Origin of the sequence: Burkholderia gladioli, from assembly GCF_000959725.1 — a bacterium.
Lineage (GTDB): Bacteria > Pseudomonadota > Gammaproteobacteria > Burkholderiales > Burkholderiaceae > Burkholderia > Burkholderia gladioli.
The window spans coordinates 2,305,160-2,325,778 of sequence record NZ_CP009323.1; the positions used below are offsets into that span (position 1 = coordinate 2,305,160).

22 protein-coding genes are annotated in these 20,619 nt (G+C 69.8%); 12 read left to right on the plus strand and 10 right to left on the minus strand.

Features of this window, described 5'->3' with window-relative positions:
* Window positions 1-3 precede the first annotated feature (3 nt).
* From nrdR to BM43_RS27325, 6 genes are all read left to right on the plus strand, one after another.
* Entirely contained in the window at window positions 4-483 is a 480-nt protein-coding gene (gene nrdR, locus BM43_RS27300; protein ID WP_013696781.1) for a transcriptional regulator NrdR, read from the plus strand.
* Between the two features lie 169 nt (window positions 484-652).
* The gene (locus tag BM43_RS27305) at window positions 653-1,207 is read left to right on the plus strand and encodes a GspH/FimT family pseudopilin (protein ID WP_036048088.1); all 555 of its coding nucleotides are present in this window, start codon (window positions 653-655) and stop codon (window positions 1,205-1,207) included.
* Window positions 1,204-1,611 carry a hypothetical protein gene (locus BM43_RS27310; RefSeq protein WP_036048087.1) on the plus strand — a complete coding sequence of 136 codons (408 nt, stop codon included), beginning with the start codon at window positions 1,204-1,206 and terminating at the stop codon, window positions 1,609-1,611. The genes BM43_RS27305 and BM43_RS27310 overlap by 4 nt, the downstream gene beginning before the upstream one ends.
* Complete coding sequence (locus BM43_RS27315; protein ID WP_036048085.1) at window positions 1,608-2,408, plus strand: PilW family protein; 801 nt, start codon at window positions 1,608-1,610, stop codon at window positions 2,406-2,408. Before BM43_RS27310 ends, BM43_RS27315 begins: the two co-directional genes overlap by 4 nt.
* Window positions 2,405-3,019, plus strand: a complete 615-nt coding sequence (locus BM43_RS27320) for a pilus assembly PilX family protein (protein ID WP_080741963.1) — start codon at window positions 2,405-2,407, stop codon at window positions 3,017-3,019. The genes BM43_RS27315 and BM43_RS27320 overlap by 4 nt, the downstream gene beginning before the upstream one ends.
* Window positions 3,020-3,036: 17 nt before the next feature.
* A complete protein-coding gene (locus tag BM43_RS27325) occupies window positions 3,037-3,513 on the plus strand; it encodes a type IV pilin protein (protein WP_226284962.1) in 477 nt (158 codons plus the stop codon).
* A 109-nt stretch (window positions 3,514-3,622) separates the two neighbouring features.
* On the opposite strand, the gene BM43_RS27330 is transcribed toward BM43_RS27325, so the two are convergent.
* From BM43_RS27330 to BM43_RS27340, 3 genes are all read right to left on the minus strand, one after another.
* Entirely contained in the window at window positions 3,623-4,114 is a 492-nt protein-coding gene (locus tag BM43_RS27330) for a DUF3318 domain-containing protein (RefSeq protein WP_036038154.1), read from the minus strand.
* 44 nt (window positions 4,115-4,158) lie between these two features.
* Window positions 4,159-4,548, minus strand: coding sequence for a phage holin family protein (locus BM43_RS27335; RefSeq protein WP_017921553.1), 390 nt, complete (start codon window positions 4,546-4,548; stop codon window positions 4,159-4,161).
* 109 nt (window positions 4,549-4,657) lie between these two features.
* Window positions 4,658-4,960, minus strand: coding sequence for an ElaB/YgaM/YqjD family protein (locus BM43_RS27340; RefSeq protein ID WP_013696789.1), 303 nt, complete (start codon window positions 4,958-4,960; stop codon window positions 4,658-4,660).
* A 327-nt stretch (window positions 4,961-5,287) separates the two neighbouring features.
* Between BM43_RS27340 and BM43_RS27345 the strand changes: the two genes are divergently transcribed.
* Complete coding sequence (locus tag BM43_RS27345) at window positions 5,288-5,926, plus strand: peroxiredoxin (RefSeq protein ID WP_013696790.1); 639 nt, start codon at window positions 5,288-5,290, stop codon at window positions 5,924-5,926.
* Between the two features lie 83 nt (window positions 5,927-6,009).
* Here BM43_RS27345 and BM43_RS27350 read toward each other — a convergent pair whose 3' ends face one another.
* On the minus strand, window positions 6,010-7,197 hold the full coding sequence (locus BM43_RS27350) for an acyl-CoA dehydrogenase (RefSeq protein ID WP_025101888.1): 1,188 nt from the start codon (window positions 7,195-7,197) through the stop codon (window positions 6,010-6,012).
* A 76-nt stretch (window positions 7,198-7,273) separates the two neighbouring features.
* On the opposite strand from BM43_RS27350, the gene BM43_RS27355 reads away from it, so the two are divergent.
* Window positions 7,274-8,065 (plus strand): IclR family transcriptional regulator, encoded by a 792-nt coding sequence (locus tag BM43_RS27355; RefSeq protein WP_013696792.1) that lies wholly within the window; start codon window positions 7,274-7,276, stop codon window positions 8,063-8,065.
* Window positions 8,066-8,121: 56 nt separating this feature from the next.
* Here BM43_RS27355 and BM43_RS27360 read toward each other — a convergent pair whose 3' ends face one another.
* Window positions 8,122-8,928 carry an EAL domain-containing protein gene (locus tag BM43_RS27360; protein ID WP_025101886.1) on the minus strand — a complete coding sequence of 269 codons (807 nt, stop codon included), beginning with the start codon at window positions 8,926-8,928 and terminating at the stop codon, window positions 8,122-8,124.
* A 342-nt stretch (window positions 8,929-9,270) separates the two neighbouring features.
* Between BM43_RS27360 and BM43_RS27365 the strand changes: the two genes are divergently transcribed.
* Window positions 9,271-10,641: an MFS transporter gene (locus BM43_RS27365; protein ID WP_036048084.1), complete on the plus strand. Its 1,371-nt coding sequence runs from the start codon at window positions 9,271-9,273 to the stop codon at window positions 10,639-10,641.
* 126 nt (window positions 10,642-10,767) lie between these two features.
* Here BM43_RS27365 and BM43_RS27370 read toward each other — a convergent pair whose 3' ends face one another.
* From BM43_RS27370 to BM43_RS27385, 4 genes are all read right to left on the minus strand, one after another.
* Window positions 10,768-11,940: an MFS transporter gene (locus tag BM43_RS27370; RefSeq protein WP_036048083.1), complete on the minus strand. Its 1,173-nt coding sequence runs from the start codon at window positions 11,938-11,940 to the stop codon at window positions 10,768-10,770.
* A gap of 238 nt (window positions 11,941-12,178) precedes the next feature.
* Window positions 12,179-13,348, minus strand: a complete 1,170-nt coding sequence (locus tag BM43_RS27375; RefSeq protein ID WP_017921032.1) for an MFS transporter — start codon at window positions 13,346-13,348, stop codon at window positions 12,179-12,181.
* A 195-nt stretch (window positions 13,349-13,543) separates the two neighbouring features.
* Complete coding sequence (gene bluB, locus BM43_RS27380; protein ID WP_036048082.1) at window positions 13,544-14,206, minus strand: 5,6-dimethylbenzimidazole synthase; 663 nt, start codon at window positions 14,204-14,206, stop codon at window positions 13,544-13,546.
* A gap of 338 nt (window positions 14,207-14,544) precedes the next feature.
* A complete protein-coding gene (locus BM43_RS27385) occupies window positions 14,545-15,516 on the minus strand; it encodes a LysR family transcriptional regulator (protein ID WP_013696798.1) in 972 nt (323 codons plus the stop codon).
* Window positions 15,517-15,950: 434 nt separating this feature from the next.
* Here BM43_RS27385 and BM43_RS27390 point away from each other — a divergent pair, with 434 nt between their 5' ends.
* Both BM43_RS27390 and BM43_RS27395 read left to right on the plus strand, forming a co-directional pair.
* Window positions 15,951-16,199, plus strand: coding sequence for a hypothetical protein (locus tag BM43_RS27390; protein WP_036048081.1), 249 nt, complete (start codon window positions 15,951-15,953; stop codon window positions 16,197-16,199).
* 56 nt (window positions 16,200-16,255) lie between these two features.
* Window positions 16,256-17,467 carry a pyridoxal-phosphate-dependent aminotransferase family protein gene (locus BM43_RS27395; RefSeq protein WP_036048080.1) on the plus strand — a complete coding sequence of 404 codons (1,212 nt, stop codon included), beginning with the start codon at window positions 16,256-16,258 and terminating at the stop codon, window positions 17,465-17,467.
* A 111-nt stretch (window positions 17,468-17,578) separates the two neighbouring features.
* Here the strand turns inward: BM43_RS27395 and BM43_RS27400 are convergent, their stop codons facing one another.
* Window positions 17,579-18,796 carry an MFS transporter gene (locus tag BM43_RS27400; protein WP_036048078.1) on the minus strand — a complete coding sequence of 406 codons (1,218 nt, stop codon included), beginning with the start codon at window positions 18,794-18,796 and terminating at the stop codon, window positions 17,579-17,581.
* Window positions 18,797-19,086: 290 nt separating this feature from the next.
* Between BM43_RS27400 and xdhA the strand changes: the two genes are divergently transcribed.
* The gene (gene xdhA / locus BM43_RS27405) at window positions 19,087-20,619 is read left to right on the plus strand and encodes a xanthine dehydrogenase small subunit (RefSeq protein ID WP_036048077.1); all 1,533 of its coding nucleotides are present in this window, start codon (window positions 19,087-19,089) and stop codon (window positions 20,617-20,619) included.

The following is a 20,619-nucleotide window of genomic DNA, read 5'->3' on the forward strand; positions in this document are numbered from 1 at the left end:
ACCATGCGCTGCCCGTTCTGCCGGCATGACGACACGCAGGTAGTGGATTCCCGCGTGTCCGAGGACGGCGCCGCGATTCGTCGGCGCCGCCGCTGCTCGGCCTGCGACAAGCGTTTCACGACGTACGAGCGGGTCGAGCTGGCCTTGCCGGCGGTGGTCAAGAAGGATGGCAGCCGCACCGAATTCGACCGTCGCAAGATCGTCGCGAGCATGCAACTGGCGCTGCGCAAGCGGCCCGTTGCAGCGGACGCGATCGACGCGGCGGTCGCTCGCATCGAGTACCAGTTGCTCGCCACCGGCGAGCGCGAGGTGCGCAGCGAAAAGCTCGGCGAGCTCGTGATGAACGAGTTGCGCGAGCTCGATACCATCGCCTATGTGCGCTTCGCCTCGGTTTACCGGCGCTTCGAGGATGTTTCCGAATTCGCCGATGTGATCGAGGAATTTCGCCGCGCCGTTCCCCCGAAGCCGGTCCGCAAACGCTGATCCCACGCTTTCCCGCTTCATTCCCGACCTCCTGAACTCCTGAACTCGATTCCGTCGTGACGATTGTCACCGGCGGTGTCGACGCGCGCCATTCGGCCGTTCGGCCAATGGCGCACTCGCGTTCGTCTCGCTACAGTCCTCGCATCACGGTGATGCACGGGAGCAGACGATGGGCAGGGCACAAGGAATGGCGGGCGTCACGCTGATCGAATCGATGGTGGCGGTCGCGCTGATCGCGATCGTGGCCGCCTATGCCGTGCCGTCGTTCGTGGCCTGGCGGCAGCGCGATCGTGTCGAGGCGCGGGCCGCGTCGATGCTGGCGGCACTGGCCGCCGCGCGCATCGAGGCGCTCACGCGCGGCGTGCGCGTGGTGCTGTGCCGGGGCGACGGCGAGCCGCCCTGCGACACGGCCGGCAGCGCGTGCGGGCAAGCAGGCGACGGGGCCTGGTCGTGCGGATGGTCGGTGATGGCATTCGATGCTTCCAGCGGCGGCACGCTGCTGCGCCGGATTCCCGCCGATCGGGACGTGCGTGTCGATGGCGCGGTGGCCGACGTGGTATTCACGCCGCCGGTCGGGCAGGTGATGGGCGGATTCCGGCGCTTCGAATTTTCGCCGCGCGCGGCGATGGCCGATGTCGAGGCCAGGCGTTTCTCGCGGTGCATCCGGATCGCCGCCGGTGGTCGAGCGCGCATGTCCGCCGGGCCTTGCGGAGCGCAACCATGAGGCGTGCCCGTGCCAGCACCGGCAGCTCCCTGCTCGAGGTCACGATCGCTCTGTTGTTGCTTGCGAGCGCAACCATCGCCGTGCTCGGTGCGCAACTTGCCATGCGTGCCGCCGCGGCGGATTCCGCCGCGCGTGCCACGGCGCTCGGCTTCGTGGATTCATGGGCGGAACTGGCCGGTGCCGGTGGCACGACGATGGTCGATTGGGAACGGGCCTCGACCGTGCTGGTCGATCCGCGTTTCAAGCAGACCACGCGCGATGGCCTGGCACACGTCGAGCTGCGCTGGTCGCGCGGCTCGACGGCATCGCCGCAGGACGCCACGTGTGAGCCGGCTGTCTCCACGGCGGTCCGCGCACCGCGAACTTGCGTCTCGCTGGCGTTCTCCGGAGGAGGCGAGCGATGAGCCGACGGCGGCGCTGCCGCGCCCACACGCTGGTCGAGGCACTGGTGGCGCTGGTGCTGGCCGCGCTGGTGATGACGACGGCGCTGTCCTTGTACCGGACCCAGCGCGCGGCACATGTCAGCTCGATCGAGGCCGTGCGGGCGCGCGATGCCGCTGCCACGGCGCTGACGCTGATCGCCCGATCGGTGCGCATGGCGGGATTCAGTCCGCTCGACGCCAGCGGCGGCGTGCCGTTCGCGCCATTGTTCGGTTGCAGCGCCGGCCGTCCATCCGGCGAAGCGCTGCGGCCGGGCTGTGCCGGGGCCGGCGCGAGTTCCGACGGCCTGCTGGTGCGCTACGTCGGCGACACGATCTCGACCTGGCCGACCAGCGGCGGGCTCGTCACCGATTGTCTGGGACAGGGCGTTGGCGACGGCGACGCGGCGCCGCTGGTGGTCGATCGCTACTTCGTGCGGGCCAGCAGCGTGACCGGCGAGCCCGAGTTGTATTGCGAAGGCAGCGGCCACAGCGGCACGGCCCAGCCGCTCGTCGAAGGTGTCGAGCGCTTGCGTGTGCGTTACCGCCTGCGTGGCCGCGCGGCATGGGACGAGGCCTCGTCCCTGGTCGACGACGCGTGGCAGCGGGTGCAGGCCGTCGAGGTCTGCGTGCAGGCGCGCGGCGCGGCTGGTTCGAGGATGCGCCGTTACACCGATTGCGATGGCCGCAGCCAGCCGGTACACGACGGCCGCGCGCGCTGGATCTCGCGCCGCTGGCTGGCGGTGCGCAATGCGGCTTTCATGGACGGAGGCGGCGGATGACGACATACACATGCGCCGCGCATTCGAGTCCCGGTCGCTTCGTCGTGAAGCTCCGGAAGGGGCGCGCCGGCGTGCGGCGCGAATGCGTGTCCGGGGCGGCGCTGCCCGGCGTGCTGGTGCTTATCTCGGCCCTGCTGGTGGCCAGCGCGGCGGGGTTCGAGGTGTCGATGTCGGAAGCGCGTTCGGTGGCGGCATTCGCATCGCGCAGCATCGCGTTCCATGCGGCCGAGGCCGCGCTCGCCGTCTGCGAGCGCAGTCTCGCGGAGCGCGTCGCGTTTGCCGCCGAGCCGACGCGGGCCTCGCTGTCGGCGTCCAGCGGCGAGGTTCTCGCGGTGGCGGGCGAGCCGGAAGGCTGGCGCCAGCGAGGCGCCCTCGAAGGGCCGGCCGCCTTGCATCCGTTCGCGTATTGGCAGGGCGCCGCGGCCGCGCCATCCTGCCTGATCGAGCGCTGGCCGATCGCGTCGCGGCCGCGCTGGCAGGCCTATCTGCTGACCGCGCGCGGCACCGGCAGCACGCGGGCCACCACGGTCTGGCTGCAGTTGCAGCTCGCCTTCGAGGACGGACGCCAGGTGGCGCGCCGCTGGCGGCGTGTCGCGGCGGCGCCTTGGTGAGCGGGGACGAGGTGACGATGCAAGCTCCAAAGCACCCGGTATCTCGTCCGGGGACGATCGAGCGCCCGTTGCGCAGGCGCGGCTTCACCTTGATCGAATTGATGATCGCGCTGGCCGTGGCGGCCCTGATCGCGGCGTTCGCGGTGCCTTCGTACCGGCGCCAGATCGATCGCGGCCATCGTCTCGGCGCGGTCACGGCGCTGTATCGCGTCGCGCAGGATTTCGCCGAGCGCGATGGCTTCGAAACGACAGGGCAGGGGAAAGGGATGGAGCTCGGCATGGTGCCGGAGCAGGGGCCGCCCGTCTATCGGCTCTCGGCGGAGCCGGCACCAGCCGGCGGCTACTGGCTGAGCGCGACACCGGTGCCGAACGGGCCGATGCGCGACGATTCCTGCGGCACCTATCTGCTGCGTGCCGATGGCCTGCGCGGTAACCGCCCGCCGGGAGCGAGCGGCCCGGGCGTGCCGCGCCCCGAGTGCTGGACGATGCGCTGACGCGGTTGCGCGCGACAGGCGGGGACAATGAGGCGATGAGGCGAACGCGGCCGAAACCGGCTAAGCGCGCGAGGTATCCCGCAGCCGGCGCGTGCCGGCCGCCAGCGCGCTAGTCCTGCTTCCCGACGGCGGCTTTGGCGCCGGTCGTCGCGCCGTCCACCCTGATCGCCTCGGCGGCAGCCTTCTCGCGCTGGGCGCCCTTCCAGATCTGGTAGGCCTCCCAGATCGCGAAGCCGATCGACCCCCACTTGATGGCGGGGCCGGCGCCGCGCGTGACGAGCGAGCGCACCGGCTTGGCGAGCACGGCCGAGGCGAGCGAGCTGACGAGCGGATACTGGCTGACCAGCGAGCCGAGGCTGGCATTGAGCCCTTTCGCCGACTTGCTGAGCGAGCCGCCCGAGAAACCGGGCATCAGCAGCTTCAGCCAGCGGAAGTGGGTCAGGGCTTCGCGCAGTTCGCCGCCGGCCTGGGCGAGTTCGAGGCGCTCGACGTCCGAGCGCAGGATCAGCAGTTCCTTGCGCAGCGCGCGGTACTGCGTGGCGCTGAGCTTGCGCCGCGAACGCGGCTGGCGGAACAGGTCGTCCGATGCGGGTTGGTTCATGGCGCGTGGGCGTGAAAGGTACGGCGGGTTACGGGACCCGGGGTTCAGGGCTTGCCGCGAAACAGTTCGCGGTCCTTTTCGAGCTCGTGCAGGGTGGCCTCGAAGACGCTCGGCGCCTCGCGCAGGCCGGCGCGGGCCTTCAGGCCGCAGCCGAGCGCGCCGATCGCGTAGACCGCCGTGATCGCGGCCAGCGACTGCCAGCGGTAGCTGTCCCAGAAGGCGATCGCGACCAGCACGGTCAGGCTGATCAAGGCCATGGTGGCCAGCATCATCGCGGCGAGCCCGAGGAACAGCACGCCGATCAGGCGTTCCTTCTCCTCGGCGAGTTCGATCCCGAGCAGCTCCAGCCGGGTTTGCAGCAGCGCGAATACGGAACCGAGCAGGCGGCGCAGGGGGCCGTGTGCGGGATGAGGCGGTGGCGTATTGGTTGTCATGTTTGGAGCGCTTGCGCGTGCAGGAGGTGACCGGAGCCGGCCGGCGCGGTGCGCCGGCGGGCCCGGCGGCGGGACGCGGCGCCCCTCGCGGGCGCCGCGGGGGCGACGCTTACTTGCGGTTGATCAGCAGGCCGATCAGCACGCCCACGCCGGCGGCGACGCCGATCGAGGTCCACGGATGCTCGTGGACATAGTCGTCGGTCGCGCGTACCGCCTTCTTGCCCTTCTCGACGACCACCACCTGGACGTCGGCCGCCTTTTCCTTCGCCTGCTTCAGGCGCGAGAGCGCCTTCTCGCGAAGCTCCGACGCACGGTCACCGGTGGTGGCCGCCGCTTGTTTCAGCAGGTCTTCCGCATCCGCGAGAACGGTTTTGATATCCGACATCAGTTTCTCCTTGTTGACTTCCGACATTGCAACTCCCTTTGTGCAGAGGTACCGCGTAGCCGACATCCTAGCGAAACCCGTGCCCGCTGGCGAGCGGAGCGCCGGATCCGGCCCGGGCCTGCCGGACGGCATGCCGGGCCATGGTAAACGACTTGGCGATTGTAAGGAGGGAGTGAATCGCCGACGAAAAAGTTTCCCCAAACTTTCAAGCGGCAGGGAAAAAATGACAATTTCTCATGACGATCTGACGGAATAATCGTTGTCCCGACAGCCGCTTGTCGTAAGCTTGAGGTTTGGCCGCGTGCGTGCCGTGCGCGGTGCCCACCACCGGTTCATCCATCCAGGAGGAGCAACATGAGTCTGCGTCTTGGCGACATCGCCCCCGACTTCGAGCAGGATTCGAGCCTCGGCCGCATCAAGTTCCACGAATGGCTCGGCGATAGCTGGGGCGTGCTGTTCTCGCACCCGGCCGACTACACGCCGGTGTGCACCACCGAGCTGGGCCTGACGGCCAAGCTCAAGGGCGAATTCGAGAAGCGCCACGTGAAGGCGATCGCCCTGTCGGTGGACAGCGTGGAATCGCACAAGGGCTGGATCAGCGACATCAACGACACGCAGTCGACCAGCGTGAACTTCCCGATCCTGGCCGATGCCGATCGCAAGGTCTCGCAGTTGTACGACATGATCCATCCGAACGCGAACGAGACGCTCACGGTGCGCTCGCTGTTCGTGATCGACCCGAACAAGAAGGTGCGCCTGACCATCACCTACCCGGCCAGCACCGGCCGCAACTTCGACGAAGTGCTGCGCGTGATCGACTCGCTGCAACTGACCGACAACTACAAGGTCGCCACGCCGGGCAACTGGAAGGATGGCGAGGACGTGGTGATCGTGCCGTCGCTGAAGGATGAGGAAGAGCTCAAGCAGCGTTTCCCGAAGGGCTACAAGGCCGTGCGTCCGTACCTTCGCCTCACGCCGCAGCCGAACAAGTAATGGCTCGGGCGCCGGTGCGCGCCTGAATGCAAAAGGGCATCGCGAGTGATCGCGATGCCCTTTTTACATGGGCGCACGGGCGTTCAGAAGAAGGCCTGGATGCCGGTCTGCGCGCGGCCGAGGATCAGCGCGTGGATATCGTGCGTGCCTTCATAGGTGTTGACCACCTCGAGATTGACCAGGTGGCGCGCCACGCCGAATTCGTCCGAGATGCCGTTGCCGCCGAGCATGTCGCGCGCGAGCCGCGCGATGTCGAGCGCCTTGCCGCAGGAATTGCGCTTCATGATCGAGGTGATCTCGACCGCGGCCGTGCCTTCGTCCTTCATGCGGCCCAGGCGCAGCACGCCCTGCAGCCCGAGCGTGATTTCGGTCTGCATGTCGGCGAGCTTCTTCTGGATCAGCTGGTTGGCCGCCAGCGGCCGGCCGAACTGCTGACGATCGAGCACGTACTGGCGCGCGGTGTGCCAGCAGGATTCGGCGGCGCCCAGCGCCCCCCAGGCGATGCCGTAGCGCGCCGAATTCAGGCAGGTGAAGGGCCCGCGCAGGCCGCTCACCTCCGGCAGCAGGTTCTCCTCGGGCACGAACACCTCGTCGAGCACGATCTCACCGGTGATCGAGGCGCGCAAGCCGACCTTGCCGTGGATCGCCGGCGCCGACAGGCCCTTCCAGCCCTTCTCGAGGATGAAGCCGCGGATCGTGTCCTTACCGTCCTCGTCGAGCTTGGCCCAGACCACGAACACGTCGGCGATCGGCGAATTGGTGATCCACATCTTCGCGCCCGACAGTGCGTAACCGCCCGCCACCTTCTTCGCGCGCGTCACCATGCTGCCCGGGTCCGAGCCGTGATTCGGCTCGGTCAGGCCGAAGCAGCCGATCCACTCGCCGCTGGCCAGCTTCGGCAGGTATTTCTGCTTCTGCGCCTCGGAGCCGAATTCGAAGATCGGCACCATCACCAGCGAGGACTGCACCGACATCATCGAGCGATAACCCGAATCGATGCGCTCGACCTCGCGCGCGATCAGCCCGTAGCTGACGTAGTTGAGGCCCGGGCCGCCGTATTGCTCGGGAATGGTCGGGCCCAGCAGGCCGATCTCGCCCATCTCGCGGAAGATCGTCGCGTCGGTGCGCTCGTGGCGGAAGGCCTCGGTCACGCGCGGCGCGAGCTTGCCCTGCGCATAGGCTTGCGCGGCGTCGCGCACCATCCGTTCGTCGTCGGCGAGCTGCTGGTCGAGCAGCAGCGGGTCATCCCAATGGAAGGCGGCAGCGCCCATGAGTTTTCTCCTTGCTTGACTGAGGTTCCGCTGTGCGGAACAATGTTTTGCAAATTGGCGTCCAGTGTAGCATCGTATGCATCCTTCCCGTCCCGATCCCACCACCTACGACGAGCGCCGCTTCGTCACCGCGCTGGCGCGCGGCCTGGACCTGCTGCGTGCCTTCCGTCCCGGCGAGACCCTGCTCGGCAATCGCGATTTCGTCGAGCGCACCGGCTTGCCGAAGGCGACCGTGAACCGCCTCGCCTACACGCTCAGCGTGCTCGGCTACCTGCGCCTGGACGAGGCGCTCGGCAAGTACGCGCTCGACGCCGGCGTGCTGTCGCTCGGTCACGCGCTGCTGGCGGGCAGCGGCGCGCTCGATCTGGCGCGGCCGCACATGCAGGCGTTGGCGCGCGAGATCGGCGCGGCCGTCTCGCTCGGCTGCCGCGACGGCCTCGACATGATCTACCTGGAGACGATCCGCAGCGAAACCGCGCTCACGCTGGGCCTCGCGCCCGGCTCGCGCCTGTCGATGCTGACCAGCTCGATGGGGCGCGCCTACCTGGCGGTGCAGCCGGCCGAGCAGCGCGAGGCCTTGTTCGCGGAGCTGCGGCGCGGCGTGAGGCCGGCGCGCGCGGCGGCCGCGCGCGTGGCCGCGGCCGAGCGCGCGCTGGCCGACTACGCGAGCGAGGGCTGCTGTTATTCGTTCCGCGACTGGCACGACGACGTCAACGCGGTGGCCGTGCCCTACCGCGAGCCGCGCGAGCGGCGCTGGCTGATTCTCAGCTGCAGCGGGCCGGCGTCGTCGATGGGGGAGGAGGTGTTTCGCAGGCGCATCGGCCCGAAGCTGCGCGCGCTCGCGCAACGACTGGGCGAGCCGGGCTGAGGCCGGCCGGTGTTCATCTCGGCGCGAGCGGTGCGCCCGCCGCGGCGTCGCTCAAGTCAAACGTGGGCCGGCTGCGCGAACACCGGGCCCTGCATGAGCCGCACGTCGTACTGGCGCAGCAGCGAGAACTGCGTCTCGTCGGCCACCTGGTCGAAGATGATCGGGATCTTCACGCGCTGCGCGTAACCCACCAGGGCCTTGACCATGCCGTCGCGCAAGGCGATCGCGGCATCCATCTTGATGTAGTCGGGGCTGGCCATCTCGGATTCGACGGCCAGGATGCGGCCCGGATCCGGCAGCTTGTCGGCGACCTTGAAGCCGTGATGCTGGTAGCTCTTGGTCAGGTAGCCGAGGAAGGTCTTGTGCGCGACCGCGGCGGCCGGCAGCTCGATCACGATGCGCTCGGGGCTCAGGCCGAAGTGGCGCAGCACCGAGGAAAAATGCTTGCCGTGATCGTACTTGACGCTCTTGAGCAGCCGCTCGTGCACGCGCAGGAACAGCAGCCCGTGGCGTTGCGCGCCGAAGAAGTTGATCGCGTGCAGCGCCCGCGAGAGCCGGTCCACCGCCACCAGCGTCGGATCGTCGGTGAGCGCCTCGAACGGGTCGAAGGGCGCGCCGTCGGCGCGCAGCACCGCCTGGAAGCCGAGCTCGTCGCCGTAGCGCTCGATCGCGTCGGCCAGCGAGGAGGATTGCGGCGCGCCCGGCATCGTCACGTCGTAGATCGGTTGATAGGCACTGCCGAGCGTCAACTCGTGCAGGCGCGCCACAGCCAGCTCGCCCTCCGCGGCCAGGGCGATGTGCTCGCGCAGATAGGGCAGCTTGCCGGCTCGGTCGACCAGTTCGGGGATGGTGGGCGGGATCATGGATTCGTCGGGTGGGCGAACGGCCGTCGTGCAGCCGGATTACCTCAAGCATAGTAGCAGCGGGCACGATACGCGTTTCACCGTTTTGCTCATATGGATATCGGCCCGGATCGGCGACTCAGGGTATACGGTGATTACGATATCCATAATTGGTTTTACTATTCGTAACGCTCGACGTGCCGGCACCTTCTTCCGAACCTGCCTTGCGCGCGCCCACGAGCCGCCGTCGGGCCGTGGTGCGCCCGTCGCCGAACCGGAGCCGCCCTCGATGCCATCCCTGTCCCCGATCCCGATCCTCCCGCCGCCGCGCTATCTCCGAAACATCGTTTCAGGGAGCATGCGATGAGCGCGCCGCAGGCAAGCCCGGCCGAAGCCGGCGCGGCGGTGCTCGAGGTCGAGCGCGTGCTCGACGAGACGCACCGGCCCGCCTTTCACGCGATGCTGCTGGTGCTGTGCGGCGCCTGCCTGGTGATCGACGGCTTCGACGCGCAGGCGATGGGCTACGTCGCGCCCAGCGTGATCGCCGAATGGGGCGTGGCCAAGGCCTCGCTCGGGCCGGTGTTCAGCGCCAGCCTGTTCGGCATGCTGCTCGGCGCGCTTGGCTTGTCGGTGCTGGCCGACCGGATCGGCCGGCGGCCGGTGCTGATCGGCGCGACGCTGTTCTTCGCGCTGAGCATGCTGGCCACGCCGCTGGTCTCGACCATTCCCGCCCTGATCGCGCTGCGCTTGGTCACCGGGCTCGGCCTGGGCTGCATCATGCCGAACGCGATGGCGCTGGTCGGCGAGTTCAGCCCGCCGGCACGGCGCGTGCGGCGCATGATGTTCGTGTCTTGCGGCTTCACGCTCGGCGCGGCGCTGGGCGGCTTTCTCAGCGCCGCGCTGATCCCGGCCTTCGGCTGGCGCGCGGTGTTCTACGTCGGCGGCGCGGTGCCCTTGCTGCTGGCGCTGGCGATGCTCGCCTGGCTGCCCGAGTCGCTGCAGTTCCTGGTGCTGAAGGGGCGCCTCGAGCGCGCTCGCACCTGGCTGGCGGCCTTCGCGCCGGCGCTGCCGATCGACGCCGGCACGCGCCTGGTGGTGCGCGAGGCGGGCGCCGAGGGCGCGCCGGTGGCCGAGCTGTTCCGCGCCGGGCGCCTGCCCGTCACCCTGCTGTTGTGGTCGATCAGCTTCATGAACCTGATCGACCTGTACTTCCTGTCGAACTGGCTGCCGACCGTGATGCGCGAGGCCGGCTATTCCGCCTCGATGGCCGTGATCGTCGGCACCGCGCTGCAGACCGGCGGCGTGATCGGCACGCTGTTGCTGGGCAGCTTCATCGAGCGCTACGGATTCGTGCGCGTGCTGTTCGTCTGCTTCGTCTGCGCGGCGGTCTCGGTGGGTGCGATCGGGCTGGCCGCGGCCTCGCTGCCGTGGCTGCTGCTGGCCGTGTTTGCCGGTGGCTTCTGCGTGGTGGGCGGGCAACCGGCCGTCAACGCGCTGGCCGGCCAATACTACCCGACGGCGCTGCGCTCGACCGGGATCGGCTGGAGCCTCGGCATCGGCCGCATCGGCTCGGTGCTCGGGCCGCTGGTGGGCGGGCAGCTGATCGCGCTGAACTGGAGCAACGAGGCGCTGTTCCATGCCGCGGCGCTGCCGGTGCTGGCCTCGGCGCTGTTCGTGCTGGGGCTCGGCGCGGCCACGCGCGGGCGTGACGGCGCCGCGCGCCGGGCCGCCTGAGACGCGCGCCGGCGCCCTGGTCGGACCGAGTCGGGCCTGAGCGCTTGCCGGGCCGCGTTCAGGGAAAGGAAACGGAGCGGGGTTCGATGGCGGCACACGAGCCGGCAAGCCCCGCCCGCCGGCCGCTCAGGCCTCGCCGCGCACGCCGCCTTCCGGTATGCGCCGACGCTCCCACAGCGCGGCCAGCACGAAGGCCAGCGAGGCGGCCACCATCACGCCGACCAGCGCATCGCTGCCCCAGGCATTCATCAGCGAGCCGGCCAGGATCGGGCCGCCGAAGCTCGCCGCGCTCCAGGAGGCCGACACCATCGAGCTGGCGGTGACCAGCGCGGCGCCGCGAAAGCGCTCGCCGCAGGCCACGATCGACAGCGTGTAGGTGCTGCCGGCCGCCGCGCCGATCACGAACAGCAGCGGCCAGCACAGCCAGGGATCGGTGATCACGAAGGGCAGCAGCGGTAGCAGCAGGGTGACCACGATGCCGGCGCCCAGGTGCACGCGGGCGCGGCCGAGCCGGTCGGCGAGCCAGCCGATCGGGAACTGCATGGTGGTGTCGCCGAGCAGGGTGATCGAGGCCAGCAGCACGGCCACGCCGGCCGCCACGCCGCGCTCGATCGCGTAGATCGGCAGCAGCGACAGGGCCAGGGTGTCGAACAGCGCGAAGAAGGCGGTGCCGACGATCAGGGCCGGCATCAGCGGCAGCACGCGCCGCCAGTGATCGTGGCTCTCCTCGTGATGCGGGGCGCCCGAGCCGGGCGGCCGGCGGATCGCGGCCAGCGTCGGCAGGGCCAGCAGGAAGAGGGCGCCGCACAGCGCGAAGCGCGTGCCGTGCAGCTCGGCGACCCGGCTCACCAGCACCGGCCCGGCCATCTGGAACAGCGTGAAGTTGGTGGCGTAGATCGCCACCACGCGGCCGCGGGTGGCGTCGTCGGCGAGCTCGTTGACCCAGGCCTCGCCGATCGTGAACAACAGCATCAGGGCCGCGCCGCACAAGGCGCGCAGCACCGCCCAGACCACCAGGTTGTCCAGCACCTGCATCGCGGCGGTGGCCGCGGCCACCACCAGCACCGACACCACGATCGATTCACGCGCGCCGTAGCGGCGCGTGAGCCAGGTCACGAACGGCACGATCGCTAGGCCCCCGCCGGCCTGCGCGGCCGTCAGCATGCCGACCACGCCGGTGCCATGGCCGGCCTCGGTGAGCGCCAGCGCGGTCAGCGGCAGCGTGGCGCCGGTGCCGAGGCCGACCATGGCGACGCTGAGGATCAGGGCCAGGAAATCGCGGGTGAGGATCGTTTTCATCGGCCGAGATGCTACACCGGGCCTCGGTTCGGGACCATGACGGGCGTGGAGGCCGGATGGAGGAACGATGGAGAGGTGCGGCGCGCCGGGCGGGGCACGGCGCGAGCTGACGCGGTCGGGATGGAATCGTCGCGCATCGATCTGAATTGATGCGCGCGAGGAGGCAATCGAATCGATGCGGCTTGGCGCTCGACGGGCGCGGCGCGCGTCAGGCCCGCGCCAGCGAGCCGCCTCAAGCTCAGGCCAGCGTCGAGGGCCCCGCGAACGGCCGCCGCTCCAGCGAGGCCGACCACAGCGTCAGCGCCAGCGCGCCCACCGCCATCGCGACGCCGACCCAGGGAAGTTGCGTGAGCGGCACGCCCGCGCCGATCGCCATGCCGCCGAGCCAGGCGCCGGTGGCATTGCCGAGGTTGAAGGCGCCCTGGTTCAGCGTCGAGGCCAGGTTGGGCGCCTCGATCGCGCGGTCGACGATCAGGATCTGCGCGATCGGCACGATCGCGAAGGCCAGCACGCCCCACAGGAAGATCGTCACCAGCAGCGGGATCGGCAGGTGCATGGTGCCGGCGAACACCACCTGCACCAGCCCGATCAGCGCCAGCGAGGCGATCAGCGAGGGCATCCGGCGCCAGTCGGCGAGCTTGCCGCCGAGCGTGCCGCCCACCGTCAGGCCCAGGCCGAACAGCAGCAGCACCAGGGTGACCTCGTGCGGCGTGAAATGCGTGACCTCCTCGAGGATCGGCGTGATGTAGGTGAACACCGAGAACAGGCTGGCCGAGGCCAGCACGCTGATGCCGAGCACCATCAGCACCTGCGGATTGCGCATCACGCGGAATTCGCGCGCGATGCTGGTCTGCGGCATCTCCAGTTGCCGGGGCAGGCACAGCGCGAGCGCGCCGGCCGCCAGCACGCCGATGCCGGTCACCGCCCAGAACGTCGAGCGCCAGCCGAAGGCCTGGCCGAGCGCGGTGCCCAGCGGCACGCCCAGCACGTTGGCCAGGGTCAGGCCGGTGAACATCAGCGCGATCGCCTGCGCGCGGCGATTGGGCGCCACCAGGCTGCTGGCCACCACCGAGCCGATCCCGAAGAAGGCGCCGTGGCAGAACGCGGTCACCACGCGGGCGGCCATCAGCAGGCCGTAGCCAGGGGCGATCGCGCACAGCAGGTTGCCGGCGATGAACACCCCGATCAGGCCGAGCAGGGCCTGGCGGCGCGGCATTTTCGCGGTGACGACGGCGAGGATCGGCGCGCCGATCGTCACGCCCAGCGCATAACCGGAAACCAGCAGGCCGGCAGCCGGGATCGAGACGGCGAGATCGCGCGCCACGTCGGGCAGCAGCCCCATGATCACGAATTCGGTGGTACCGATACCAAACGCGGCGATGGCGAGGGCGAACAGGGGCAGCGGCATCGGGGAAGTCCGGGGGAAACGGGCCGGGTCGGGGCGTCGCGGGATGCGGCGCGCGGGCGGCCAGGCAGGGATAGGCGCGATTCTATCTCAGTAAAAACCCCAATGAATGGGGCCCGATTACTTGTTGCTTGCGGGCGACGCGCGGGTGCCGCGCAGCCGGGATCGAACGGCAGGCCGCGGCGCGCCACGGGGCGCTCAGGGCTGCGGCTCGGCGGGCCCGGGCGGCTGGTTCCAGCCGTTTTCGTAGAGGCAGTCCTCGAGCGGCAGCCGTTCGGCCCAGCGTGTCTCCTCGAGCATCGGGCGCGCATAGAACGCGTCGACGTGGCCCAGGCAGAGCACGGCGATCGGCTTGGCGCCCTCGGGCATGCCGAGCAGGCTGCGCAGCGCCTCGACGTCGAACAGCGAGACCCAGCCCATGCCGAGCCCCTCGGCGCGCGCGGCCAGCCACATGTTCTGGATCGCGCAGGCCGCCGAGGCGAGGTCCATCTCCGGCAGGGTGCGGCGCCCGAACACGTGGCGTTCGCGATCGTCGTCGAGCGCGACCACCAGGATCTCGCCGCATTCGCGAATGCCCTCCACCTTCAGACGCATGAATTCGTCCTGGCGCTCGCCAAGCGCCTCGGCGGTGGCACGGCGCTCGGCCTCGACGATCGCGTGGATGCGCTCGCGCAGCGCGGGCTCGGTCACGCGGATGAAGCGCCACGGCTGCATGAAGCCGACGCTCGGAGCATGGTGCGCGGCGCGGACCAGGCGCGCGAGCACGGCCGGATCGACCGGCTCGGCGGTGAAGTGGCGCATGTCGCGCCGCTCGAAGATCGCGCGATAGACGGCGGCGATCGAGGAATCGTCGAAACGCATGGGAAAGGGACGCAGGCTGCGGGGCGCCGGGGGCGGCGACCGAAGCCCGCAACGATAGCAGACCCTCGCCGCGGCCGCGTCGGCGGGCGGGGAACGGTTCCATCGACGGGGAGGGATGGCAGGGCGCCGTCGCGGCGGCGCGCGGGCGCTGGAAGCGGCGGCCGGAATACCCGGCCGCCGCGGGGCGCGGACCTGTCGATCCGCGCCGATCGAGGCCGCCACCGGGTCGTCCGCGGATGGCGGACGGCGGGACGGCGGCCCCGATTGCGGCTATTGGCCGCATCCTGGGGCAGCGAGGACGGCGGCGGCGCGTGGGCGCCGGCCGTCCTCGCACGCGATCACTGCAGGCCGGTGGCCACCTCGCTGCGCTCGCCGATCGCGTCGTGCACGTAGCCGTAGCGGCCGTTCGAGCGCGCGCCGAAATGGTAGAGCGCGTGCTCGACGAAGCTGCGCGTGCGCGCCGGCACGAACTGGCGGTTCGGATAGACCACCGCGAGCTGCGCGTCGGTATCGTCGATCCGGTAGTCGGCCAGCAGGCGAACCAGCTCGCCGCGCGAGATCGCGTCGGCCACGAAGCTCTCGGGCAGGATCGCGATGCCGGAGCCGGCCATCACGGCGGCGCGCACCAGCCAGGCGTCGTTGATGGTGTAGGCCGGCTGCAGCGTGACCAGGTGCGCGAAGCGGCCCGCGTCGACGAAGCGCCAGGCGAAACCATGCGAGTCGAGCGGCAGGGTGACCGCGGCGTGGCGCGCGAGCTCGTCCGGGCGATGCGGCTCGCCGCGCTGCTCGATGTAGGCCGGCGAGGCGACCGCGACGAACGGATCGGGGGCGAGCGCGTGGCTGACCAGCGCCGCGCCGTCCTCGATCTTGCGCCCGGCGATGATGGCCGCGTCGTAGGCGGTGTCGAGCCCGTCGATCGGGCCGTCGGCGACGGTCAGTTGCACGCGCACCTTGGGGTACTGGCGGCGGAAGCCGTCGACCAGCGGCGTGAGTCGCTGCGGCGACAGCGAGCCCGACACCACGATCCGCAAGGTGCCGACCGGCTCGCGAATGGTATGCGCGACCGAGGCCTCGAGATGATCGAATTCCTCGAGCAGGGCGCGGCAACCGTCGAGATAGCGGGTACCCGCCTCGGTCAGCGACAGATTGCGCGTGGTGCGATGGATCAGGCGAGTGTTCAGATGCGTTTCCAGCATCGCAATCGACCGCGTGACGAGTGCGTTCGACACGCCGAGCTTGCGCGCGGCCTGCCGGAAACTCTGCAGTTCGGCGACGCAGACGAACACCCTCATGGTTTGTATCTGGTTCATAGCTTGTCGGCCCGTTCGATGATTTTGCTTGTGTAATTGCCGTGTTGCGAGCACCCGTCGAACGCTGTCGGATCAGCTTCGGGTCGGAATTATGTAATACCCACGGCGCGGTAAATTGTTCAATAAAATCGGGAAGCCAGTCAACCGATTAATGAGAGGATTTAGCCTGTATTTTTAACAGGTTTGATCAAGTGAAACGCGGTTTCGAAATCCGAATGAGTGCTTTATCGCCTTGTCTGGCGGGCTGTTGCGGGAAATTCCAGGGATTTTGAGGGGGCTTGGAGAATTTTGGATTTTTGTGATGCCGCGAATGTCGAGGATGCGCAATTCCGAATGAGGTGGCACGCAAAAGAATCAAGCGGGTCCTTCGCGGATCGATGACGCCAGGTAAATAAATGAGTCGGCACCCATTTCGATAATCGGGAATCGGTACCTTGGCGCGCGAACGCACCGGCGCGGGGCGCGCCGAGCCGCGCGCGGCGGGGCTGCCGGCCGATCGGCCCGGCTCGGCGCGCCCCGCGCGCGGCGCCGCGTGGATTCGCGCCATGCATACGCAGGCATTCGCGGTGCGCATGATGGTCCTGCATCGATTGCATGAAGCCGGCCGGCGCCTCGCCCGCCGCGCGCCCGGAAACGGCGCGCGCCGGCACGGGGCTTGCACGCGGGCCCGGTTCGCGGAATGATCGAAGGTTCCGGCGCGCCTGCGCCATGTTTCCCTCGTTCCCGCCGCTCAACGCCCATGTCCCATAACGATTACTCGCCGATTCCCTGCCCCGTGGTGGTCCCGCTCGACGCGATCCTGCCCGAGGAACCGCTCCTGATGATGGGGGCCGGCCCCGTGCCGATCCCGGCCGCGGTCGCCAAGGCGAACGCGATCGTGATCAACCACCTCGGCGCGACCATGTCGAAGATCATCGAACAGGTCAAGGAGATGGCGCGCTACGTGTTCCAGACGCGCTCCAAGTGGGTGCTCGGCGTGGCCGGCCCAGGCTCCGCCGCGATGGAGATGGCGATCTCGAACCTGGCGTGGCGCGGCACGCGCGTGCTGTCGATCCGCAACGGCTTCTTCAGCGCGCGGATGGCCGAGATGGCCACCCGCATCGGCGCCGAGGTCAGCTACCTTGACGTGCCCGACCGTGAGGCCGCGAGCCTCGAGGCGGTGGCCGAGGCGATCGCGCGCGAGCGGCCCGAGATCGTCACCATCGTCCACGGCGAGACCTCGAACACGGTCTGGAACAGCCAGTTGAAGGAGATCGCGGCGCTGGCCAAGGCGGCCGGCGCGCTGGTGGTGGTGGACGCGGTCTGCACGCTGTCGACCATGCCGCTCGAGATGGATGCCTGGGGCATCGACGCGGTGATCACGGGCGGCCAGAAGGGGCTGTCCTCGATTCCCGGCGTGTCGCTGGTGGCCTTCTCCGAGGACGCCTGGGAACGCACCAAGCAGCGCCCCGAGCTGAACGCGCACTGGTGCCTCGACATGTCGCTGGCCGAAAACTTCTGGCACAAGGCCGGTTATCACTACACCGCGCCGGTCTCGGGTGTGCTGGCGCTGCACGAGGCGCTGCGCCTGGTCTGCCAGGAAACCCTGGAAAGCCGCTACGCGCGCCACCAGCGCTGCTCGCTGGCGCTGCAGGCGGGCGTCACCGCGCTGGGGCTCGAACTCTACGCGCCCGAAGCCTGCCGGCTCAATTCGGTGGTCGGCATCCGCGCCCCGGAAGGGCTCACGCCGAGCCTGATCTGCGGCCATATCTCCAAGCAGTACCAGGTTGAGATCTCCGGCTCGTTCGGGCCGCCAATCGTGCGGATCGGCCAGATGGGCGAGCAGTGCCGCGAACACAACCTGTTCCGCACGCTGCATGCGTTCGGGCGCACCATGGTCGACCTGAAGGTGCCGGTGGACCTGTCGGGCGGCGTCGCCGCGCTGGAGCAGGCGCTGTCGAACCGCCTGTAAGCCATGACCGGCGCCGGCGCCTGCGCCTGCGGTAAAGGGAGCGGCGCCTGCCGTCCCGCGCACCGATAAAAAAAACGGCGGCGAGCCCTCGGGGCCGCCGCCGTCGCCGCGTCAGGCGGTGGCGCCGGTTCGTGCGCCGGGACGCGCCTGCCGCTGGTAGAGCAGGATCGACAGCGCCACGCCGGCCGCCGAGGCCACCGCCGCGAACAGGAATACCTGCGGATAGCCGAATTCGCCGGCCACGTAGCCCGCCAGCGGCCCCGTCACGCCCAGCGAGAGGTCGAGGAACACCGAATAGGCCGACAGCGCCGCGCCGCGGCTGGCCGGCGGCACCAGGGCCACGGCCTCGACGCCGAGCGCCGGGAAGATCAGCGCGAAACCGAAGCCGGTCAGCGCGGCGCCGGCCAGCGCGACGTGCGGCACCGGGGCCAGCCAGAGCAGCAGCAGGCCCAGGCACTCGACCACGAAGGAGACGATCGCCACCCGGAAGCCGCCGTAATTCTTGATGGTGTTGGCGAACAGCAGGCGCGAGCCGATGAACAGCAGGCCGAACACGGTCAGCGACAGCGCCGCGTTGGGCCAGTGGCGCGCCGCGTAGTAGAGCGCGATGAAGGTCGAGATCGAGCCGAAGCCGGCCGAGCCGAGCGCCAGGCCGATGCCGTGCGGCAGCACGCGCGTGAACACGCTGGCATAGGACATGCGCTCGCCGTGCACCACCGGCACCGGCGCCAGGCGCAACGCGAACCAGTAGCCGAGCGCGGCCAGCGCCAGCATCAGCACGCCGAGCAGGGCCGCGTTGAGCGTATGCGCGATCGCCACGCCCAGCGGCGCGCCGATCGCCAGCGCGCCGTAGGTGGCGATGCCGTTCCAGGAGATCACGCGCGCGTTGTTGCTGACGCCGACGCGGCCGATGCCCCACAGGATCGCGCCGGTGCCCACCAGGCTCTCGCCGACGCCGAGCACTAGGCGGCTGGCCACCAGCAGCACCAGGCTCACCGCCGGCCAGTGCGCGAACAGCAGCGCCACCAGCAGCAGCGCGCCGCTCGCGCCGCAGCCGAGCAGGCCGCGCAGCACCGTGCGCTTCGGGCCCAGCGTGTCCGCGCAGCGTCCCGCCAGCGGCCGCGAGGCCAGCGTCGCCAGGTACTGCACGCTGATCGCCGCGCCCGCGATCACCGCCGACAAGCCCAGCTCCTCGTGCACGAAGCCCGGCAGGACCGCCAGCGGCAGGCCGATCGTCAGGTAGCAGACGAAGGTGAAGGAGACGACGGACAGGATCTGCAGCATCGTCGAGGCGCCGCTGCGCGGGGTCGAAGCAGAATCGGATGACATGTGGGTGGAATCCAGCGGGGAGGGACAGAACAGCGTGTCCGTAGAAACCCGAATTGTTGCATGGAACCGATCCCGGCGCATGGACCGCTTAGTTACGTCCGTCCCGGCTGTGGCGCGATCGCTGCGTCCCGATATTGGCGCGACAGTATGAGCCGCATGCGTGTCGCGCTATGGGTTGCGAATTTCGGCGGTGATAGCTTGCGGGGCATAGACTCGGCAATGGCGCCACCGCCTTGCGGCCCGGCCCGGGCCGCCCGAGATTCCCCGCGATTCCAACCCAGCGACACCCGATGAGCCAGCCGATCCGTTTCTATCATCGCCAGGCGATCCGCGAAGTCAGCGGCGCCGACGTGACCCGCACCGTCCTGCAGTACCTGCGCGAGGATGCGCATTGCACCGGCACCAAGGAGGGCTGCGCCGAAGGCGACTGCGGCGCCTGCACCGTGGTGGTCGGCGAGCTGAACGCCGCCGGCGGCGTCGAATTCAAGGCCGTCAACGCCTGCATCCAGTTCCTGCCCACCCTCGACGGCCGCGCGCTCTACACCGTCGAGGACCTGCGCCAGCCCGACGGCTCGCTGCACCCGGTGCAGCAGGCGATGGTCGATTGCCACGGCTCGCAATGCGGCTTCTGCACGCCCGGCTTCGTGATGTCGATGTGGGCGCTCTACGAGAAGCACGGCGGCACGGCGCGTGGCTGCGGGGCTGCCGATGGCGCTTGCGCGGCGCCCACGCGCACCGAGATCGCCGACGCGCTGACCGGCAACCTGTGCCGCTGCACCGGCTATCGGCCGATCGTCGATGCCGCCGAGCGCATGTTCGAGATGGCATCGCCCGCCGCGCCCGTCGACGAGGTCGCGCTGGCGCGCACGCTGGCCACGCTGCGCCGCGACGACACCTTCCACTACGAGCACGCCGGCCGCAGCTTCGACGCGCCGCGCGAGCTCGACGCGCTGGCCGCGCTGCGCGCCGCCAGGCCCGAGGCGCGCCTGCTGGCCGGCAGCACCGACATCGGCCTGTGGGTCACCAAGCAATTGCGCGACATCGGCGACGTGATCTACCTCGGGCAGGTGGCCGAGTTGCGCCGGCTGGAGGCACGCGACGGCTGGCTGGAGATCGGCGCCGGGGTGAGCGTCGAGCAGGCCTATGCCGCGCTCGCCGGGCACTATCCCGAACTGACCGAGATGTGGAAGCGCTTCGCCTCGCTGCCGATCCGCAATGCCGGCACGCTGGGCGGCAACGTCGCCAACGGCTCGCCGATCGGCGACTCGATGCCGGGCCTGATCGCGCTCGGCGCGCGGGTGGTGCTGCGCGGGTCCGAGGCCTCGCGCGAGCTGGCGCTGGAGGACTTCTACCTCGCCTACCAGAAGAAGGACATGGCCGCCGACGAGTTCGTCGCCGCGCTGCGCGTGCCGCTGCGCACCGGCGAGCGCGAGCGGCTGCGGTTCCGCACCTACAAGCTCTCGAAGCGCTTCGACTCGGACATCTCGGCGGTCTGCGCGGCCTTCGCCTTCATCGCCGACGGCGAGACCATCCGCGAGCCGCGCATCGCCTTCGGCGGCATGGCCGCCACGCCCAAGCGCGCCGGCCACGTGGAGGCGGTGCTGGACGGCGCGCTCTGGCACGAGGCCAGCGCCCAGGCCGCGATGCAGGCCTTCGAACGCGATTACGCGCCGCTGTCCGACATGCGCGCCACCAACAGCTACCGGCTCGAGGCCGCCCGCAACCTGCTCTACCGCTTCTGGCTGGAGACGCGCCCGGACGCGCCGCTCGCGCCCGAGGCGCTGAACGTGCGCTGCGTGGCCGCCACGCCGGCCGGCGCCTGA

Excerpts from the sequence above, each read along its gene's own strand:
- nrdR (WP_013696781.1), top strand. The coding sequence starts at position 4 with ATGCGCTGCCCGTTCTGCCGGCATGACGACACGCAGGTAGTGGATTCC.
- BM43_RS27305 (WP_036048088.1), top strand. The coding sequence starts at position 653 with ATGGGCAGGGCACAAGGAATGGCGGGCGTCACGCTGATCGAATCGATG.
- BM43_RS27310 (WP_036048087.1), top strand. The coding sequence starts at position 1,204 with ATGAGGCGTGCCCGTGCCAGCACCGGCAGCTCCCTGCTCGAGGTCACG.
- BM43_RS27315 (WP_036048085.1), top strand. The coding sequence starts at position 1,608 with ATGAGCCGACGGCGGCGCTGCCGCGCCCACACGCTGGTCGAGGCACTG.
- BM43_RS27320 (WP_080741963.1), top strand. The coding sequence starts at position 2,405 with ATGACGACATACACATGCGCCGCGCATTCGAGTCCCGGTCGCTTCGTC.
- BM43_RS27325 (WP_226284962.1), top strand. The coding sequence starts at position 3,037 with ATGCAAGCTCCAAAGCACCCGGTATCTCGTCCGGGGACGATCGAGCGC.
- BM43_RS27330 (WP_036038154.1), bottom strand. The coding sequence starts at position 4,114 with ATGAACCAACCCGCATCGGACGACCTGTTCCGCCAGCCGCGTTCGCGG.
- BM43_RS27335 (WP_017921553.1), bottom strand. The coding sequence starts at position 4,548 with ATGACAACCAATACGCCACCGCCTCATCCCGCACACGGCCCCCTGCGC.
- BM43_RS27340 (WP_013696789.1), bottom strand. The coding sequence starts at position 4,960 with ATGTCGGAAGTCAACAAGGAGAAACTGATGTCGGATATCAAAACCGTT.
- BM43_RS27345 (WP_013696790.1), top strand. The coding sequence starts at position 5,288 with ATGAGTCTGCGTCTTGGCGACATCGCCCCCGACTTCGAGCAGGATTCG.
- BM43_RS27350 (WP_025101888.1), bottom strand. The coding sequence starts at position 7,197 with ATGGGCGCTGCCGCCTTCCATTGGGATGACCCGCTGCTGCTCGACCAG.
- BM43_RS27355 (WP_013696792.1), top strand. The coding sequence starts at position 7,274 with ATGCATCCTTCCCGTCCCGATCCCACCACCTACGACGAGCGCCGCTTC.
- BM43_RS27360 (WP_025101886.1), bottom strand. The coding sequence starts at position 8,928 with ATGATCCCGCCCACCATCCCCGAACTGGTCGACCGAGCCGGCAAGCTG.
- BM43_RS27365 (WP_036048084.1), top strand. The coding sequence starts at position 9,271 with ATGAGCGCGCCGCAGGCAAGCCCGGCCGAAGCCGGCGCGGCGGTGCTC.
- BM43_RS27370 (WP_036048083.1), bottom strand. The coding sequence starts at position 11,940 with ATGAAAACGATCCTCACCCGCGATTTCCTGGCCCTGATCCTCAGCGTC.
- BM43_RS27375 (WP_017921032.1), bottom strand. The coding sequence starts at position 13,348 with ATGCCGCTGCCCCTGTTCGCCCTCGCCATCGCCGCGTTTGGTATCGGT.
- bluB (WP_036048082.1), bottom strand. The coding sequence starts at position 14,206 with ATGCGTTTCGACGATTCCTCGATCGCCGCCGTCTATCGCGCGATCTTC.
- BM43_RS27385 (WP_013696798.1), bottom strand. The coding sequence starts at position 15,516 with ATGAACCAGATACAAACCATGAGGGTGTTCGTCTGCGTCGCCGAACTG.
- BM43_RS27395 (WP_036048080.1), top strand. The coding sequence starts at position 16,256 with ATGTCCCATAACGATTACTCGCCGATTCCCTGCCCCGTGGTGGTCCCG.
- BM43_RS27400 (WP_036048078.1), bottom strand. The coding sequence starts at position 18,796 with ATGTCATCCGATTCTGCTTCGACCCCGCGCAGCGGCGCCTCGACGATG.
- xdhA (WP_036048077.1), top strand. The coding sequence starts at position 19,087 with ATGAGCCAGCCGATCCGTTTCTATCATCGCCAGGCGATCCGCGAAGTC.